15 protein-coding genes and 1 pseudogene are annotated in these 16812 nt (G+C 57.0%); 9 read left to right on the top strand and 7 right to left on the bottom strand.

Features of this window, described 5'->3' with window-relative positions:
- Window positions 1–5 precede the first annotated feature (5 nt).
- Window positions 6–2021, bottom strand: a complete 2016-nt coding sequence (locus G7Y52_RS09015) for a glycosyltransferase family 2 protein (RefSeq protein WP_165070672.1) — start codon at window positions 2019–2021, stop codon at window positions 6–8.
- A 45-nt stretch (window positions 2022–2066) separates the two neighbouring features.
- A complete protein-coding gene (locus tag G7Y52_RS09010; RefSeq protein ID WP_165070670.1) occupies window positions 2067–3179 on the bottom strand; it encodes a DegT/DnrJ/EryC1/StrS family aminotransferase in 1113 nt (370 codons plus the stop codon).
- A 945-nt stretch (window positions 3180–4124) separates the two neighbouring features.
- On the opposite strand from G7Y52_RS09010, the gene G7Y52_RS09005 reads away from it, so the two are divergent.
- Together G7Y52_RS09005 and G7Y52_RS08995 are read left to right on the top strand one after the other, a co-directional pair.
- A complete protein-coding gene (locus G7Y52_RS09005; RefSeq protein ID WP_165070667.1) occupies window positions 4125–5147 on the top strand; it encodes a DUF1848 domain-containing protein in 1023 nt (340 codons plus the stop codon).
- 323 nt (window positions 5148–5470) lie between these two features.
- Window positions 5471–6130, top strand: a complete 660-nt coding sequence (locus G7Y52_RS08995) for a YigZ family protein (RefSeq protein WP_165070665.1) — start codon at window positions 5471–5473, stop codon at window positions 6128–6130.
- Window positions 6131–6195: 65 nt separating this feature from the next.
- On the opposite strand, the gene G7Y52_RS08990 is transcribed toward G7Y52_RS08995, so the two are convergent.
- A complete protein-coding gene (locus G7Y52_RS08990; RefSeq protein ID WP_165070662.1) occupies window positions 6196–7278 on the bottom strand; it encodes an efflux RND transporter periplasmic adaptor subunit in 1083 nt (360 codons plus the stop codon).
- Window positions 7279–7812: 534 nt separating this feature from the next.
- On the opposite strand from G7Y52_RS08990, the gene speA reads away from it, so the two are divergent.
- On the top strand, window positions 7813–9729 hold the full coding sequence (gene speA / locus G7Y52_RS08985) for a biosynthetic arginine decarboxylase (RefSeq protein WP_165070659.1): 1917 nt from the start codon (window positions 7813–7815) through the stop codon (window positions 9727–9729).
- Window positions 9730–9731: 2 nt separating this feature from the next.
- On the opposite strand, the gene G7Y52_RS08980 is transcribed toward speA, so the two are convergent.
- Window positions 9732–10715, bottom strand: coding sequence for an ABC transporter ATP-binding protein (locus tag G7Y52_RS08980; protein ID WP_277424300.1), 984 nt, complete (start codon window positions 10713–10715; stop codon window positions 9732–9734).
- Entirely contained in the window at window positions 10709–11845 is a 1137-nt protein-coding gene (gene cobT / locus G7Y52_RS08975) for a nicotinate-nucleotide--dimethylbenzimidazole phosphoribosyltransferase (protein WP_165070653.1), read from the bottom strand. Before cobT ends, G7Y52_RS08980 begins: the two co-directional genes overlap by 7 nt.
- 354 nt (window positions 11846–12199) lie before the next feature.
- Here cobT and G7Y52_RS08970 point away from each other — a divergent pair, with 354 nt between their 5' ends.
- The 5 genes from G7Y52_RS08970 to G7Y52_RS08950 all read left to right on the top strand — a co-directional run bounded on the left by G7Y52_RS08970 (window position 12200) and on the right by G7Y52_RS08950 (window position 15810).
- On the top strand, window positions 12200–13585 hold the full coding sequence (locus tag G7Y52_RS08970; RefSeq protein WP_165070649.1) for a trypsin-like peptidase domain-containing protein: 1386 nt from the start codon (window positions 12200–12202) through the stop codon (window positions 13583–13585).
- A 210-nt stretch (window positions 13586–13795) separates the two neighbouring features.
- Window positions 13796–13984 (top strand): ferredoxin, encoded by a 189-nt coding sequence (locus tag G7Y52_RS08965; RefSeq protein WP_165070646.1) that lies wholly within the window; start codon window positions 13796–13798, stop codon window positions 13982–13984.
- Window positions 13985–14118: 134 nt separating this feature from the next.
- On the top strand, window positions 14119–14787 hold the full coding sequence (locus G7Y52_RS08960; protein ID WP_165070644.1) for a YkgJ family cysteine cluster protein: 669 nt from the start codon (window positions 14119–14121) through the stop codon (window positions 14785–14787).
- Window positions 14788–14797: 10 nt separating this feature from the next.
- Entirely contained in the window at window positions 14798–15190 is a 393-nt protein-coding gene (locus G7Y52_RS08955; protein WP_165070640.1) for a hypothetical protein, read from the top strand.
- A complete protein-coding gene (locus G7Y52_RS08950) occupies window positions 15187–15810 on the top strand; it encodes a tetratricopeptide repeat protein (protein ID WP_165070636.1) in 624 nt (207 codons plus the stop codon). The genes G7Y52_RS08955 and G7Y52_RS08950 overlap by 4 nt, the downstream gene beginning before the upstream one ends.
- Window positions 15811–15974: 164 nt before the next feature.
- Here the strand turns inward: G7Y52_RS08950 and G7Y52_RS15505 are convergent, their stop codons facing one another.
- Window positions 15975–16244: an aldo/keto reductase gene (locus G7Y52_RS15505; RefSeq protein WP_206215243.1), complete on the bottom strand. Its 270-nt coding sequence runs from the start codon at window positions 16242–16244 to the stop codon at window positions 15975–15977.
- The gene (locus G7Y52_RS15500; RefSeq protein WP_165070622.1) at window positions 16139–16528 is read right to left on the bottom strand and encodes an aldo/keto reductase; all 390 of its coding nucleotides are present in this window, start codon (window positions 16526–16528) and stop codon (window positions 16139–16141) included. The genes G7Y52_RS15505 and G7Y52_RS15500 overlap by 106 nt, the downstream gene beginning before the upstream one ends.
- 66 nt (window positions 16529–16594) lie before the next feature.
- On the opposite strand from G7Y52_RS15500, the pseudogene G7Y52_RS14970 reads away from it, so the two are divergent.
- A pseudogene (locus G7Y52_RS14970) lies at window positions 16595–16812 on the top strand (LysR family transcriptional regulator); the annotation flags it as partial.

Here is a 16812-nt window from a genome sequence, read left to right as displayed (position 1 = left end):
TTGCTTCATTGATTTGTTCCAGCCTGATTTTTTCCGACAATTTTCAATGATTGTAAAAAATGCCGGGCAAAATCAGGGAACTTCTGGCAGGCTTCATTGAGAAATGCGTCATCTCCTTTTTCCGCACTGAGTTTGAAAAAGTCTGCAAAGACACCATTGGCAAGGGCAGCCAATCTTATGAAATATCGACCATTGAAATGGTCATTCACAGCCTGATAGGTGGCAAGTTCCGCCATACCATGCTTTCTGCGGTGCTCAAGAGACGAAATAAATGAATCAGCGTAGGCAGCTTTTTTATGTCGGCGATATACGGACATGACTTCCGGAATAAAACCGATTCTCCCTGTTTCAGCATGAAGCAGATGCCAGTACCAATCTCCCGGGCACAAGTCGTGCCTGAACCACTCCGGCAAACCGTCTTTGAAACGCCAGCGATATACGGCAGAGTTTGTCTGAATCATATTTCCTTGAAATAAATCTGCAAGATGATATTCCTCATGCACGCCACGAGGCAACATTGATAATGGAGGATAAATAAAGTTATCCTCTTCTCCACCTTCAAATTCAACAGAAACAGGATGAAAACAGAGAGAGCAGCGAGGATGGTTTTTTAAAAAGTCAACTTGTTTTTGCAGCTTACGCGGGTCTGTAAAATAATCATCACCATCACATAATGCAGCGTATTCACTTCTGCAACGAATGAATAAGTCATATATATTACTATAAATTTGGTGATAATTATGTAGAAGTACTGGAATTATGGAAGGATATTTTTCAGCATAGGAATTGATGATGTGTGGAGTATCGTCTTCAGAGTAATGATCAAGAACCAGATGGCGAACCGGAAAGTCGGTCTTTTGTTTCAGCACACTCTCAATACACTCGCCGATATATTTTTCATGGTTGCGCGTCATGGTCAGAACTGTGAGAACAGGTTGTTCTCGTATATCTGAAATGACCGTATAGTTCTGCCTTTGTGTCTTCATCAAGGCTTGCTGCAGTGCCTGCTGATCCTTGGAAAGAAATTCCTGATCATTGGCAAAACGCTTCAGCAATACGTTCCGCTCGGTTTGCGAAAGAGCCTCGGCAAATGCCTCCAATCTTTCGGGCAAGAGCGGTGCAGAAGCATCTGTTTCCGATACTGTTCCGTACCAATCCGGCGCATCCAGAGAATGCTCCGGGAGATTGAGAAGTTGCTCAAGCCGCTTTTGATCCTCAGCCCCTTTTTGAAGCAATGTTTGGCGATACACCAAGGGCGTGACAGGTTCCGGCCCCCAGTCTTGATCCAGCTTTTGTAAAGCTGTCATATAAGCACGATCATCAAGCTTGGGCCAGTCGTTATGTCGTACCTGTCGGGCTTCCAACAGGCGTAGCGCTGTAGCTGTGTTGGTGAATCCATAGAATGGCAGAGGGGCGGTCGGTAGCAGGTTTTCATCTATGCCAAGTGCTGCAAACACTTTCCGGCTTATATCGGCTATACTGGTTGACGAGACCTGATCATAAAGATTTGGAATAAGAATTGTATTTCCCTGCCCCCATTCTTCTTGGGTCATAAGTATCAAATGTGCCATTCTACGGGCATAATTTATATATTTTTGAGCTAATAAAGCATCTACTCCCGAGGGTGTCGCCTGCCACCATTTTTCCATTGTCAAGGAAGATTTTCCTATAACAATGACAGGGCGAACTGTGTGTTGATCGGAAGATATATATTTTCTGATAAAAGTAAAAAATTGTTTTTGAATACTTAAATCAACAGCTTGTCCTAAAAAAATAACACTATATCCACTAGTAAGATAGTCCCTGACAGCAGCTACTTTCTCTTCAAGTTCTTGAGATAATATTTTACCTCCTGTTTTATAATAAAAATCCAAAGCTATTTTTAGAAAATCTTCATATTCGCTATCAATGGGGGCTAAATATATATTTTTCGTTGCAAGAATATCTCTATTTTTATAAAAATTTTCATAATTCCAATTAGATGAAAGACTATGATCCATAATTAAATAAATATTTGCCATACAATTACCCCTTTATCCAGACTATAGAGCACCAGTATGTATTATCTACGATCTATGAAGTTCATAGTTAATGCTTGCCGCTATACGATAAATATATTCGTTAGAAAGGTCGCTGTATCCAGGCAGGCAGAGTACCCGCCGCGCCACATCCTCAGCCACAGGGCAGGATATCCGCCATTCCTCTTTCAGGTAGGGCAATGTGTTCAGCGCCGGGTAAAAGTAACGGCGGGGGATAATATTTTGTACGGACAAAGCCGTTTCCACGCGAACACGACTTTCTTCATCCGGCAGAAGAATCGGATAATATGCGTTATTCCATTCCAAGCCTTCACAAACGGACGGATACTTCAAGGGCAAGCCGTCCAAAGCTTGATCATAAATGGCGTACAGCTCTTTGCGTCGCGCTATCTCCTCATCCGTTCCGGGCAAAAGGGATAGGCCAAGGGCGGCATGAAGCTCGCTCATTTTGGCGTTGATCCCCAGACTATAGTGATCGTCGTTGATGTGGCCAAAGGCACGGGCAAGCGACAACGCCTTATGCGCTTCAGCATTGTGTGAAACTACGCAACCACCTTCTGCGGTATGGAAAATCTTTGTCGCATGAAAGCTGCATATGCTGTAGTCGCCGTAATCCAGAAGGCTTTTTCCCTTATATTTTGAACCAAATGCCTGTGCGGCATCATAAATGACGGTTTGACCATATTCTTTACAGATGGATTCCAGAGCTTCAACATCACAGGCAAGGCCATAAATATGAACAGGCAGCACACCGGCAATATCTGGTTCTTTTTTAAGTCGATTACGAAGTAAATCAGGCGAAAGGCAAAGGCTGTCAGGATCAATATCTATAAAAACAGGCTCACAGCCAATCCAAAGCAAGGCTGACAGCGTAGCCACATAGGTATATGGAGTAACTGCAACTTTTTTCCCTGCCAGTCCCGCACATTGCAAAGCCAGCATGAGTGCAGTCATTCCGTTATTGCAGGCAAGAAGATGAGGAATACCAAGATATGCGCTCAATGAATATTCAAGTTTTCGGACATAATTTCCATTATTGGTAATCCATGCAGATTTAAAAATATCTCTACATTGCCTGAAGAAAAAATCTTCATCAGGCATTCGCGATTTTGTAATATATATTTTATCGTCATTATTCATTGCTAGAGTACACTTATTGCATCTGTTGTCTAGAAAAAAAAGCAGCCTCATAGACCTGCCCTTTGGGCAGCTTCCGGCTTGAGTCATACGATTCCTTGTCAACAGGCGTATGCTTGATTTTTTAATACCCGGAAAGGGCCGTTTGTCAAGATAACCGCTCTGCAAGAAAATTAGCCCCCCGCCTTTCAAAAAAATTTCGTAATAATTTTAATATGTTAAAATTATCATTTCGTCTGTTTTGCCACAATCACCAACAATACGCCTGTTAAAAATGGTGAACGTATGCCCAAGGAATGCCCATCCGATCCAGTTCCGTCCAAATCCGATCCCTGCGTACTCTGATTCACTTTTTTCTTCAGTCCAAAACGGTAATCTTTCACTCTTTCAGAATGTCCAGATTCCTGCTGTATGGAGGTATCTGCATGAATCCTGATTGTGTGAAGTTTTCACATGGGGGGCTTGGCATTTTTTCTGGACTTTTCTTTACTGCTGTCAGAGAGGCAGGCGCTTACGCTTTGCGCGGCTGCGACCAGTGAGGATTGCCCCGGGTGGGCATAGCGCATGGTTGTTCTTGGATCGCTGTGCCTCAGAAACCTTTGCACCTCGTAAAGAGAATGGCCTCTGTTGCCCAGAAGGCTGGCAGCTGAAGCCTGGACGCGAAATGATGGCAGCGCCGTGATTGAAAATGGATATTTTCAATCAAAAAATGCTCTAAAGATAATAAAAATGTTAGGGAGCATTTTATTGAAAAAATGATCCCCTCTTACTATACTCAAGTCCAAAAAGAACACTTATTAATAGAAATGCATCTTGATAAAGTAAAATAATACCTTGCACGAATATATGGCGACTGATCAAGTTTGAACTTGTATACTCATTCTCGGTTGTCAAAACCTCTCCCGCTGCCAGGTCTATTGTCTGTTTTCTTCAGGGAGGCGAGGGCTAATGAAAAGGCCAGAAACCTTTGTTGATACGCCGTCTGGGAGGCAGGCCGCCATTGCCCCTCTCGTCATCTCTGCCAGCAGGGCTACGGACATTCCGGCCTTTCACGCGGAATGGTTCATGAACAGGCTCAAGGCCGGGTACTGTGTGTGGGAAAATCCGTTCAACACCCATCAGAGGCAATACGTTTCCTTTGAGAAGTGCAGGGCTTTTGTGTTTTGGAGCAAGAACCCCGTCGCGCTGATACCCTGTCTGCCGAGGGTGAGCGAGCGGGGCTATCAATTCTATTTCCAGTACACGCTCAACGACTACGCTGAGACCGGGATTGAACCTTGCCTGCCCAGGCTTGCGCAGCGCATTGAGCTGTTCAAGCGGCTTTCCGAAAAGATCGGTCGGCATCGTGTCATCTGGCGTTTCGATCCTGTCATCCTTGGCGGCGGTCTGACTGTAGAGAACACTCTCGACAGGCTTTACGCGATCGGACGAGAGATAGCCCCCTACACGGAAAAACTCGTATTCAGCTTTGTGGACTGGTACAAAAAAACAGAGAGGGGACTCGGTAAGATAGACAAGAGCTTTCGTGCGCCGAGCAACGACGAAATGCTTGCTCTCGCCAAGGGGCTTGTGGAGGTTGAACGCGCCTTGCCGAGCCGCCTGAAGCTTGCGACCTGCGCCGAGACACTCGATTTGGACGCCCTTGGCATTGCACATAACAAATGCATCGATCCAGATCTGCTCTTGCGGCTATGCCCGGATTGTGCGGAATTCCAGAAGACTGCCAGCAAACCGACGCGAACGGCGAGCCAGGGCTCTCTCTTGGATATCCCTTCCCTTTCTCAGGTACAGCTTGTCACGAAGAGCGCCAAGGACAACGGCCAGAGGAATCTGTGCGGCTGCGCTCCCAGCAAAGACATCGGCACATACAATACCTGCCTGCATTTTTGTGCCTACTGCTATGCGAACCAATCACAGAATGCCGTACTATCCAGGATGCAAACGGTGGATCAATACAGAGAAAAATTATAATTATTTTCAAGTCTGTAACTGGAAAAGGTTACAGGCTTGTTTTTTTGTGTGAAACATGGTATCTTTAGAGCGTTTTGCTCATGAAAGCAGCTAAACGCTCTACTACTTGCGCATCGCAAACTCGCGGGCGACCCGGAAGGCATTGTCTACCGCGCAACCTATACCAGCAGGAAAGCATTTGCCCAAAAGCCCGGCCTTGCGGTTTCAACAGCGCGCGCCTTTTCCACGGCGATCCTTTTTTTGCTTCGCGAAGGCGGCTCTTCACGCCTTCACCGCATCCGTCAAGCCGTCCGCGAGTTCTGCCCGGAGGAAAACAACAAGCCATGTCCGTAACGCGCTATCCCGTTCCGGCCGTGGGGCCTGATCAGCCCCATTGCACGGAGCTTTTGATCCGCCGCAGCCGCTTCCTGGCACAATGCGCTCATACGCCCGGCCCTGAGGCGGCGCGCGCTTTTGTGGAATCCGTGCGCCGCGCCAGAGCGGACGCTACGCATAACTGTTGGGCTTTTGCCGCGGGCCCGCCCGGGCAAACCGCGCGGATTGGCTTTTCCGACGACGGCGAACCCCACGGCACGGCCGGACGGCCCATGCTGCAAGTCCTGCTGCATTGCGGCATCGGGGAAATATGCGTGGTGGTGACGCGCTGGTTCGGCGGGATCAAGCTGGGCACCGGCGGTCTGGTGCGGGCCTATCAGGATTCGGTGCGCGAAAATCTCGCGTCCCTTGCAGTGGCTGAGAAGGTGCCTTTGGCCCATCTTGCGCTGAGCCTGGAGTACACGCATCTGGACGGCCTGCGCCGCCTTTTGCCAGCTCACGAGGCGCGGCTTACGGCCGAGGACTATCAGGCCGCCGCGCATCTGCGCCTCAGTCTGCCGCAAGAGCGCGTTCCGGCCTTTGAAAAGGCCCTGGCCCGGCTGACCAACGGCGCGGCAAGCTGCCGCGCTCTGGATCAGGCCGCCTTTTTGGAGAATGACGCGCCTTGAAAAGGGATCGTTTCCAGGAGCGTCAGCGTTGGCGAGGGCGCGCAATGGCCGCAGCACCCATGCTGCTACTGGAGGATTTCCACCGTCAAACCCGGCGCCAGGCGCACCTGACCGTCCACCACCACCCGGTCGCCCTCGCGCAATTCTCCTTCCAGCACGCTCCTGCCCTGATGCTCAAAAAGCACCTTGACCGCCCGGTAGACAGCGCGATTTTCAGCGTCCACCAGATAGACATAGGCCCCTTCGCGGCCGGAGAGCACTGCGTGGCTGGGCACGGTCAAGGCATTGGCGGCCAGGCCAAGGGGCAACTGCACCTGCACGAACTGGCCGGGCCAGAGGCGGCGATCCGCATTCTCAAAGGTTCCGCGCAGGCGAATGGTGCCGGTGCGCGTGTCCACCGTATTGTCCACCAGGGTGAGGCGGCCGGTTTCGGCTCTGCCGCCGGCGGGCGCGGCCGTGACAGGCACGTCTTCCTGCCGCATGCGTTCCAGAATCACGGGCAAATGCGCCTCGGGCACGGAAAAAGTCACATAAATGGGCGTCAGCGTGTCAATGGTCACAACCGGCGTGTCATCCGTATCTTTCACCATATTGCCCTTGTCCACATTGAGCGCGCCGACTCTGCCGCTGATGGGAGCCGTGACCGTGCAGTACGAAAGCTCAAGGGCCGCGCTTTCCACAGCCGCTTTGTCCGACTGCACCGTGGCTTTGAGGGCAGCGGCCTGAGTGGCGGTCTGCTCATAGGCCTCGCGGCTCACATAACCGCTGCCCACCAGCTTGCCGTAACGCCGCATGTCGTCGTTGGCCTTGGCCAACTGGGCCTGCGACTTGGCAAGCAAACCGCGCTTTTCGCGCAACGCGGCTTCAAAGGGGCGCGGGTCAATGCCGATCAGGGGCTGGCCTTCGCGCACCTCCTGCCCCTCGGTAAAGTGGACTTGCCGGATTTCGCCTGTGACCCTGGGTTTGACGGCCACGCTGGCCGAGGCTTTGACATTGCCCACCGCATGCAGCAGGCGAGGCACGTCGGCCCGGGTCACGGGCTGGACATGCACCGGAGCCGGGGGAGCTCCGGCCCCTGCGTGATCTTCGCCCGAACAGGCGGCCAGCAGGGGCAGGAGGAGAAAACAGCAGCGCAAAAGATACTTCATGCCTGTCCTTGACAACCTTTTTTTCGTGAGGCGGCGCAGTGTGCGAGCATGCCTGCTCCGCGCAACGGCCCGCCGGGCCCGCGGCAAAACGCGCGGGCATCAGGCCGGCTGCGGTCAAGTATGTCGTATGCAATGCGCTGTTGCCAAGCATAAATTTCAGCGGATGCGCAGAGGATAACTACCCGGGCTCACCTGCGCCTCAGGCCGCGCAGGCTTGCAGACAGGGAGCGAAGCGAAGCCGTATATCTCCAGGAACAGGAACGCCGGATGCCGTCGGAACCCGGCCTGACAAAACCCTCTTCGCGGCTGCCGTCCGTGCCGTGGCGCGGGGCGCGCGAGACATTCACGTTTTCAATGGAAATGATATTACAACCATCTGAAATTAAAAATGAATTTTTTAGAAAATCATCGAAAAGGTGAATGTCTCCAGCGCGCGAACGCATTGACTTTGGGCGCTTTCGCGGCATAGTATGCCGGGCTTTGGGACGGTTCCCGTTTTTTTCCCGCCGGGCGGCGGCAGGCAAGGAGAACACATTGGCCAAAAACCGGGCTTTGCAGCAATGGCGGGTGGAAGACTCCATGGAGCTTTACGGCATCCGCAACTGGGGCGCAGGCTACTTCAGCATTTCCGAGGCGGGCGAGGTGGTCATCTGCCCGCAGGGGCCCAAGGGCCCCCAGATTCCCATCCCGGAAATCATCGCCGGGCTGCATGAGCGCGGTTACGACATGCCCGTGCTTCTGCGGGTGGAAAATATTCTGGATTCGCGCATTGCCAGCATCCACGAATCCTTTCGCAAGGCCATCAAAAATCTCGGTTATACCGGCGAATACCGCGGCGTTTTTCCCATCAAGGTCAATCAGCAGCAACAGGTGGTGGAAAAAATCGCCCAGTTCGGCGCGCGCTATCACCACGGCCTGGAAGTGGGCTCCAAGGCCGAGCTGATCGCGGCCGTCTCCCTGATGCGCGACACGGAAGCCTGCATTGTCTGCAACGGCTACAAGGACGAGGAGTTCATCGACCTGGGCCTCCAGGCCCTGCGCCTGGGCTTCAATCTCTTTTTCGTTCTGGAAATGCCCGGCGAGCTGGAAATGCTCCTGGAACGCAGCAAGGCTCTCGGGGTGCGGCCCAACATCGGCGTGCGCGCCAAGCTGGCGGTCAAGGCAGGCGGTCACTGGACCGATTCCGGCGGCGAGCGCTCCACCTTCGGTCTTTCCCCGGCCCAGATTGTGGATGTGGTGGACAGGCTCAAGGCCTGCGACATGCTCGACTGCTTCCGTCTGCTGCATTATCACCTGGGTTCGCAGGTTTCCAACATTCGCGACATCCGCACCGGCGTCATGGAAGGCGCGCGCCTTTACCAGGGCCTTGTGCAGGAGGGCGCGCCCATGGGCTATCTGGATCTGGGCGGCGGCCTGGCCGTGGATTACGACGGCTCGCACACCAATTATGTGTCTTCGCGCAACTACAGTCTGGACGAATACTGCGCGGACGTGGTGGAAGCGATCATGAGCATCCTGGACGAGCAGCGGGTGCCGCACCCGCACATTATCACCGAATCCGGGCGGGCGACCGTGGCCTACTATTCGGTGCTGCTCTTCAATATTCTGGATGTCAGCGCGGTGGAGGAAGTGCAACTGCCCGACGAGCTGCCCCAGGACGCGCCGGAGCCGGTGCGCAATCTGCGCGAGGTGCTCTCCGGCATTTCTCTGCGCAACCTGCAGGAATGCTACAACGACGCCATTTACTACCGCGACGAGATGCGCCAGCTCTTTTCCACCGGCCGGGTCACCTTGCGCCAGCGCACCCTGGCCGAACGCTTTTTCTGGGCCATCATCATGCGCATCGCCCAGGAAAAGACGCGGCTGAAAAACGTGCCGCGCGATCTGGCCGACATCGACGTGAGCCTTGCGGATATCTATTACGGCAACTTCAGCGTGTTTCAATCCCTGCCCGACTCCTGGGCCATTGATCAGCTCTTTCCGATCATGCCCGTGCACCGGCTCAAGGAATTTCCCTCGCGCCAGGGCATCATCTCGGACATTACCTGCGATTCCGACGGCCGCATCGATCACTTCATCGATCCCCAGGGCATGAAGCCCACTCTGGATCTGCATCCGCTGCGCGACGGGGAGGAATACTATCTCGGCGCATTTCTGGTGGGAGCCTACCAGGAAACCCTGGGCGACCTGCATAATCTGATGGGCGACACCAATGTGGTTTCGATCCGCGCGGCGGACGACGGCAGCTATGAATATGTGCGCGAAATCCGCGGCGACTCCGTGGCCGACATCCTGACCTATGTGGAGTACGAGCCGCGCCGCATTCTGGAGGATCTGCGCAGCACGGCCGAGCAGGCGGTGCGCCGGGGGCGCATCTCGCCCAGCGATCGCTTCGCGATCATGCAGGCCTTTGAAGACGGCTTGCGCGGCTATACCTACTTTGAGAGATAACCTCAGGCCAGATGGCAGCGCGCCCGCCAGCCCGGGGCCAGCTCTTTCCATGCCGGAGGCTCGCGGCGGCAGATGCCCACGGCTTTGGGGCAGCGCGGGTGAAAACGGCAGCCCGGCGGCGGGTTGAGGGGGCTGGGCAGCTCGCCTTCCAGCGGCGGCGGCAAAAGCTCCCCTTCTTTCCGCAATGCGCCCGTGGGCATGGAGGCCAGCAATGCCTGGCTGTAGGGATGGGCCGCGCCCGCAAAAAGCTGCTCGCGCGCGGCTTCCTCCACAATCTGCCCCAGGTACATGACCAGAATGCGCCTGCACATAAAGCCCACCACCGCCAGATCGTGCGAAATAAAAAGATAGGCCGGGCCGAAACGCTCCTGCGCGTCCCGCAGCAGGTTAAGCACCTGGGCCTGCACCGAGGCGTCCAGAGCTGAAACCGGCTCGTCGCAGATCACCACCTCAGGCCGGGTGATCAGGGCGCGCGCCACGGCAATGCGTTGGCGCTGGCCCCCGGAAAACTCATGCGGATAGCGCCCTCCCAGGCCATCCAGGCCCACAGTGGCCAGCATTTCCTCAGCCCGTCTGCGCTGCTCGGCGCGGGGCACGCCCTGGGCGGCCAAAGGCTCCGCCACGGCCGCGCGCGCGGACATGCGCGGGTTGAGAGAAGAAAAGGGATCCTGAAAGACCATCTGAATCCGTCCCGCTGCCCAACTCCGGGCCCCGGCCAAAGGCAAGGCGCGGCCTTCCAGCAGGACCTGCCCGGACGATGGCGCCAACAGGCCGCAGGCCAGCCGCCCCAGCGTGGACTTGCCGCAACCGGACTCGCCCACCAGGCCCAGACTTTCTCCGGCAGAGACATCCAGGCTGACGCGATCCACGGCAATCAGACGCCGTTGCTCGCCGAGCCAGCCCCGCCGCACGCCAAAAGCGCGTGAAACATCCTTCAGGGCCAGGAGCGGCCCTTCCGGCTTTTCAACGCCTCCGGGCATCAGCATGCCGTGCCCGGCCCCGCGCCGGCCTCAACAGCGCTTGCGCCGTGCCTCGGCGTGGAGGACGACACGCCCGCGGCCGCGAACGTGGCCATTTCATTAAAGACGGCCGCCGCGCTGCGCAAAAGCTGATAGGCCAGGGCCGCGCCCGTGCCCTCGCCCAGACGCATGCCCAGATCCAGCAGGGGCTGCCCCTCGCCGGGGCGTGCGCCTTGCAGATGCGCCAGGGCCCGGCTGTGCCCCGGCTCTGCCGAAGCGTGGGAAAGCACGGCGTAGTCCGCCAGGGCCGGGCAAAGGGCCAGAGCCGCCGCATAGGCCGCGCTGCTGATGAAGCCGTCCACCAGCACGGGCAGCCGCCGCGCTGCCGCGCCAAGCATGACGCCGCTCATGATCGCCAGTTCAAAGCCGCCCACCGCGGCCAGCACGCCTGGAGGATCGCCGGCCTCCAGCAAAGCCGCGTTCACGGCCAGGGCCTGCCGGACAATCCCGGCCTTGTGACGGACCATGGCAGGATCGGAGCCCGCGCCGGGGCCCGCCACATCCTCGGGCTCAAGACCCAGCAAAGCGCAGTACACGGCCGTGGCGGCCGTGGAATTGGCAATGCCCATTTCCCCCACGCCCAGGCAGCGGCAGCCCTGATCAGCGGCCTCCACGGCCAGCGCAGCGCCCATCTGAAGGCCTTTCAGGCAGCTCTCGCGGCTCATGGCCGGGCCCTGGCTGATATCCGCCGTGCCGTCGCCCAGACGACGATCCAGAAGCATTTCATGCGCGGGAAACGGCCCGCCCGCGCATCCGGCGTCCACTACGCGCAACTCCATCCCCGCCGTCCGACAGAGCACATTGACGGCAGCCCCGCCGGTCAAAAAATTTTGCACCATCTGACGGGTCACGGCCTGGGGAAAGGGTGAAACGCCCTGCGCGGCAACCCCGTGATCCCCGGCGACGGTCAGCATCAGGGCAGGGCTCACTGAAAGCGGCAAGCTCCCCTGCCCGATAGCGAAAAGACGCCGGGCCAGCTCCTCAAGACGCCCCAGGCTGCCACGCGGTTTGGTCAGATCGTCCAGATGCGCCTGGGCCGCCGCCAAATCCTCCGGCCGCAGAGGCTCAATGCGCAGGCCCGGCAAAACGTTTTCCATGTTTTCCTTGGACTGAATATTTTTCTTGTGCATTTCCGCTTCTTAGCGTTTCCGCGGAGCAGGCGCAAGGATCTTTACAAACGAAAAAAAATAATTACTTATTTGTTTACTCTGTTGTCTGTCAGGACAGTCCGGCAGCGGCCATACGCCGCCTCCGCTCCTTCCAGAGCGCTTTGCTCATGAAAGTAGCTAAACGCGCTGGCAGGGCGAAGCCATGCCCGCCCGCGCGCGTCAGCCGTTGGCGGCTGTGCCGCCTTACGGATGACGACAGCAGAGCCAGGCGCAGGGGAAATTTACTTTCGCTGTTACGCGCCGGAGCGAGCGTTTCAAAAGCAATATTTCTAAAGGCAGATCATGCGCAATTTCGCTTTCGCCAACAATTTCGGCAAAACCGTCCTTTTTCTTTTCTGTCTCTGGGCCGCGCAGGCCTGGCTCCCACTTGCGGAAAGCCGGGCCGCGCCCGCGCCCGACAGCCCGCGTATGACGCCTGTGGTCCGGGCCGTGCAGGCCGTGGCTCCGGCGGTGGTCAACATCACCAGCACGCATGTTATTGAAGGGCGTCGCCTTTCGTCCCTGGAGCGTTTTTTCGGGCCGGGCTTTGGCCCCGGCTTTCCGGGATTTGACGGCTTTCCCGGCAGGCAAGCCCGGCGGCAAAAGCGCGTCAGCCTGGGTTCCGGCGTCATTGTGGACGGCCAAAAAGGCCTGGTGCTGACCAATGCCCATGTCATTGCCGGCGGCGACGAAGTCATGGTTCACCTGCTGGACGGGCGCGAGTTTCCGGCCACGGTCAAAGGCGCCGAGCCTGATTTCGACATCGCGGTGCTTGAGATCAGGGGCGCGCGCCAGTTGCCCGCGGTTCGCCTGGGAGATTCCGGCGATATTCTGCCCGGCGAGACAGTGATCGCCATCGGCAATCCTTTCGGTTTCACGCATACGGTCACAACCGGCGTGGTCTCCGCCCTGGGCCGCACCATCCGCAATGAAGGCGGCCTGTTCACGGATCTGATCCAGACCGACGCGGCCATCAATCCGGGCAACAGCGGCGGCCCGCTGTTGAATATCGAGGGCGGGCTCATCGGCATCAACACGGCTGTGGACGCGCGCGCCGAGGGCATCGGTTTTGCCATTCCCATCAACAAGGCCCGCCGGGTCATGGAAGATCTCATGGGCCGGGGCCGGGTGGCTCCGCTCTGGCTGGGCATCGCCGCCGAGGATCTGGACAGTCGCATGGCCATGGCCCTGGGCCGCAGGGAAGCGCGCGGCCTGCTGGTCAGCACGGTTTTTGAAGGAACCCCGGCGGCACGGGCCGGCATTGCGCCCGGCGACATTATTGAAAGCATCAATGCCGCCCCGGTGCGGGATCGGCGCGATTACATCAACGTGCTGCGCAACCAGACCGGCGGCGAAACTCTGCGCGTGGCCCTGCGGCGCGGCGAAAAAAGCCTGACGCTCAATCTGACCCCCGCGCCTTTTGACGACGAGAGGGCACGCGCGCTTATGGAGCGGCGCTGGGGCCTTACGCTGGGCCCGGGCAGCCGGGGCCTTGTGATTCAAAGCGTGCGCCGCGACGGACCGGCCGCCTTTTTGCGCAAAGGCGATGTCATTGCCGCCGTGGGCGCAACACGAGTGGACACCCTGCAGGATCTGTTGCAGGCTTTTCGCCGGGAACGCCTTGCGGGCCAGGTGCTTCTGCAGATCGTGCGCGACGGGCGAGGCTATTACGCGCGCCTGGTGTTGTAAGCCGTCTTTCTCTTGTCACTGCGCAAAAAATGCTTATTTCCCACGTGCCCGGCTCCTGCCGCAACGGGCCGCCCGCAACTGTTCCCCGAGCGTTGGGCAAAATCGCGGCAGACACTTGACAGGGCCGGGGGCTGAAGCTATCCATTTCACAAGCGGCGACCGGCCGTTTTTGTCACCAGACAAGACACATGCTAATCTTGGGAGGAAACAATGGGCTATAATGTGAATGTTGACGCCGACAAGTGCGTGGGCTGTGGCGAATGCGTGGATGTTTGCCCCGTGGAGGTCTACGAGATCAAGGACGGCAAGTCCGAACCCGTCAATGCCGAAGAATGTCTCGGCTGTGAATCCTGCGTGGAAGTCTGCGAGGCCAGCGCCATCACTGTCGAAGAAAACTAAACAACGGGCATCTGCCCACGCGGCATTCCGCTGTTGACCCGTTTATGCCGCTGTTTCGTGATTCCACAGTGCCGTCGGACGCGCACACGCCCGGCGGCACTTTCATAATCCGCCCGCGTTGTCGCAGGAAAGTCATGATCCCTGATCTGAGTGCCGTTTTTTCCAGGTATGAAAGCCTGCGGGCTGAGGCCGACACCCTGTTTGCACGGGTGCGCGAGGCCCAGCCCCATTGTGTGACCTGCAAGGAAGGGTGCAGCGACTGCTGCCATGCCCTGTTTGACCTTTCTCTGGTGGAGGCCATGTATCTGAACCGGGCCTTCAGCCGGACCTTTGAGCACGGCCCCGAGCGCTCGGCCATCCTGAGCCGCGCTGCCGAGACCGACCGCCGCCTGACGCGCCTGAAACGCGATCTCTTCCGGGCCGAAAAAGACGGGGAAAGCCCGGAGGCCATTATGGCCCGGGCCGCGCAGATCAAGTTGCGCTGCCCCTTGCTCGGCGACGATCGGCGCTGCCTGCTTTATGAAAGCAGGCCTGTTACCTGTCGCATTTACGGAGTGCCCACTGCCATTGCCGGCCAGGGGCATGTCTGCGGGTTTTCGGCCTTTGAAAAAGGCAAGCCCTACCCCACTGTGCATTTGGACAAAATGCAGGCCCGGCTGGAGGATCTGAGCCGGGAACTGGCAAAAACCGTGCAATCGCGCTTCACGGAGCTGCACGAGGTCTATGTGCCCCTTTCCATGGCTCTGCTCACCACATACGATGAAACCTACCTGGGCATCGGCCCGGCCAAGCCCGAAGCATAGGAGCCCTCGCATGCCCGGCCTGATTCCCGCCGCCGTTTTTTGCGACAGCACCCCGCAGGAGCTCACTGAGGAGCAGGAAAAGCTCAAGCGCGAAATCTATGAAAAAATGAATCCGCGCCGCCGTAAATTTGTGGATCGCCTGGGCTACGAGAACTGGGATCCGTTCCAGAAGCCCAATGATCCCCTTGACATCCGCATGGACGTCAGCAAGCGCACCGCGCAGCAACTGATCAACGAATTTCTGCGCGAGGCCGCCCAAAAAGGCCCGTACAGCAATGAGTACGGCAAAGGCGCTCTGGAATGCGCCCTGGGCGCGGTCAAGAGGGATGAAAAATACCTGGGCATTTTTGATTTTTGCCTCTGGTATCACGATCTTCTGAAAAAAGAGGGGCACATCGAATGAAAGAACAGTACGACGACATTGACGAATATATTGCGGATCTCAAAAGCGAGATCGCGACCAATGACAAATGCGCCAACCACTATTACAATCTTGGTCTGGCGATGCTCTCCAAGCGCGATTTTGTGGCCGCGGAGGAAGCCCTGCTCAATGCCGTGCGCAATTCGCCGCATCTGGCCGAGGCCTATGTGCAACTGGGCGGCATCTGCCTTGAGCGCGGCGATCTGGACGGCTGCCTGCGCTATAATGAAGAAGCCGCCAATTGCCGGGCCAAGTTCCCCATACCCTGGAGCAACATAGCCTTTGTGCATTTGCAGCGCGGCCAGCCCGACAAGGCCATTGCGGCCCTGCACAAGGCGCTCAAGTGGGACCCCAACTTTGTCCAGGCCAAGAACGCCCTGGCCACGGCCTATTTTATGAAGGGCGAGTTCAAGGCTTGCGAGGAAACCTGCAAGGAAATCATCAAGCAGGAACCGGGCTTTGCCCCTGCCTGGAACAACCTGGCCCTGGCCTATTTTGAAGGGCAGGAGTACGCCAAAGCTGCGGAAGCCGCGGACAAGGCTCAGGAACTGGGCTTTGAAGTGCCCCAGGGCTTTCTTGAGGAGTTGAAACCGCACCGCTAGAGCAGATTGCTTTTGAAACGCTCGCTCCGGCGCGTAACGACGCAAGTACATTTAGCCTGCGCCTGTCTCTGCTGTCGTCATCCGTAAGGCGGACAGCCGCCAACGGCTGACGCGCGCGGCGGGCAGGGCTTCGCCCTGCCAGAGCGTTTTGCTGATGAAAGTAGCTAAACGCTCTCATTATCCACCAGCTTCGCGTGGCTTTCAGGGTAACGCGCGCCGGATTGGTAAAGCTGGCGAAACACATGCGTTTCAACCTGATTGATCGCGGGTATGACGCTGCAATGGTTGAGCAGATCGAGATACCGTTCTCCCAGAAAGTTGGAAACGCCTATGGTCCGCAGTTTTCCTTCTTTATACGCGGTTTCCATAGCCCGGTAGATTTCATGCACATCGCCCGCAGGCTCATGAATAAGCAGAAGGTCAACAGGCCCCATGCTGAGTGCACGCAGCGATCCATCAATGGATTGCAGCGTATCCCCGTAACCACGGCACCCCACAGCTTGGTGGTGATGAAAAGCTCTTCGCGGGGAATGCCGGATGCTGCGCAAGCCTTCCCCACTTCACGCTCGTTGCCGTAACACTGCGCCGTATCAATGGAACGGCAGCCCACACCCAGGGCGTCGGCGACACAGCGTTCCGTAATCCGCGCCGGAATCCGGCAGGTGCCGTAGCCCAGGAGCGGCATCACCACGCCATTGTTGAGCGTCACATATTCCATACCGTATAATTCCTTTCCCTGGAGTGGAGAATGGGGGTCACGTTACTCAAGCGCACAAATCATGGCGTGGAACTGACCCCGGCGGGCCGGTCCCTCTATGAGGACGCGAAACGAATCATGGCGGCATCGGAAGAGGCGGTTCGGCGGGCACGCCGCATAGCGGGAACCGGGCAGGGCATTATCAGGCTCGGCACATCCTTTTTGCGGCCGTGTAAACCGTTGCTTGATGTATGGGCCGCTATTGATGCGGAACACGCGGATTTTCAGATCAGGATTATTCCCTT

The organism is Desulfovibrio sp. ZJ200 (assembly GCF_011039095.1).
In the GTDB taxonomy this organism is placed as follows: Bacteria; Desulfobacterota; Desulfovibrionia; order Desulfovibrionales; family Desulfovibrionaceae; genus Desulfovibrio.
The sequence above is the reverse complement of the archived record's forward strand: the minus strand, read 5'-3'. Positions and strand labels throughout refer to the sequence as shown.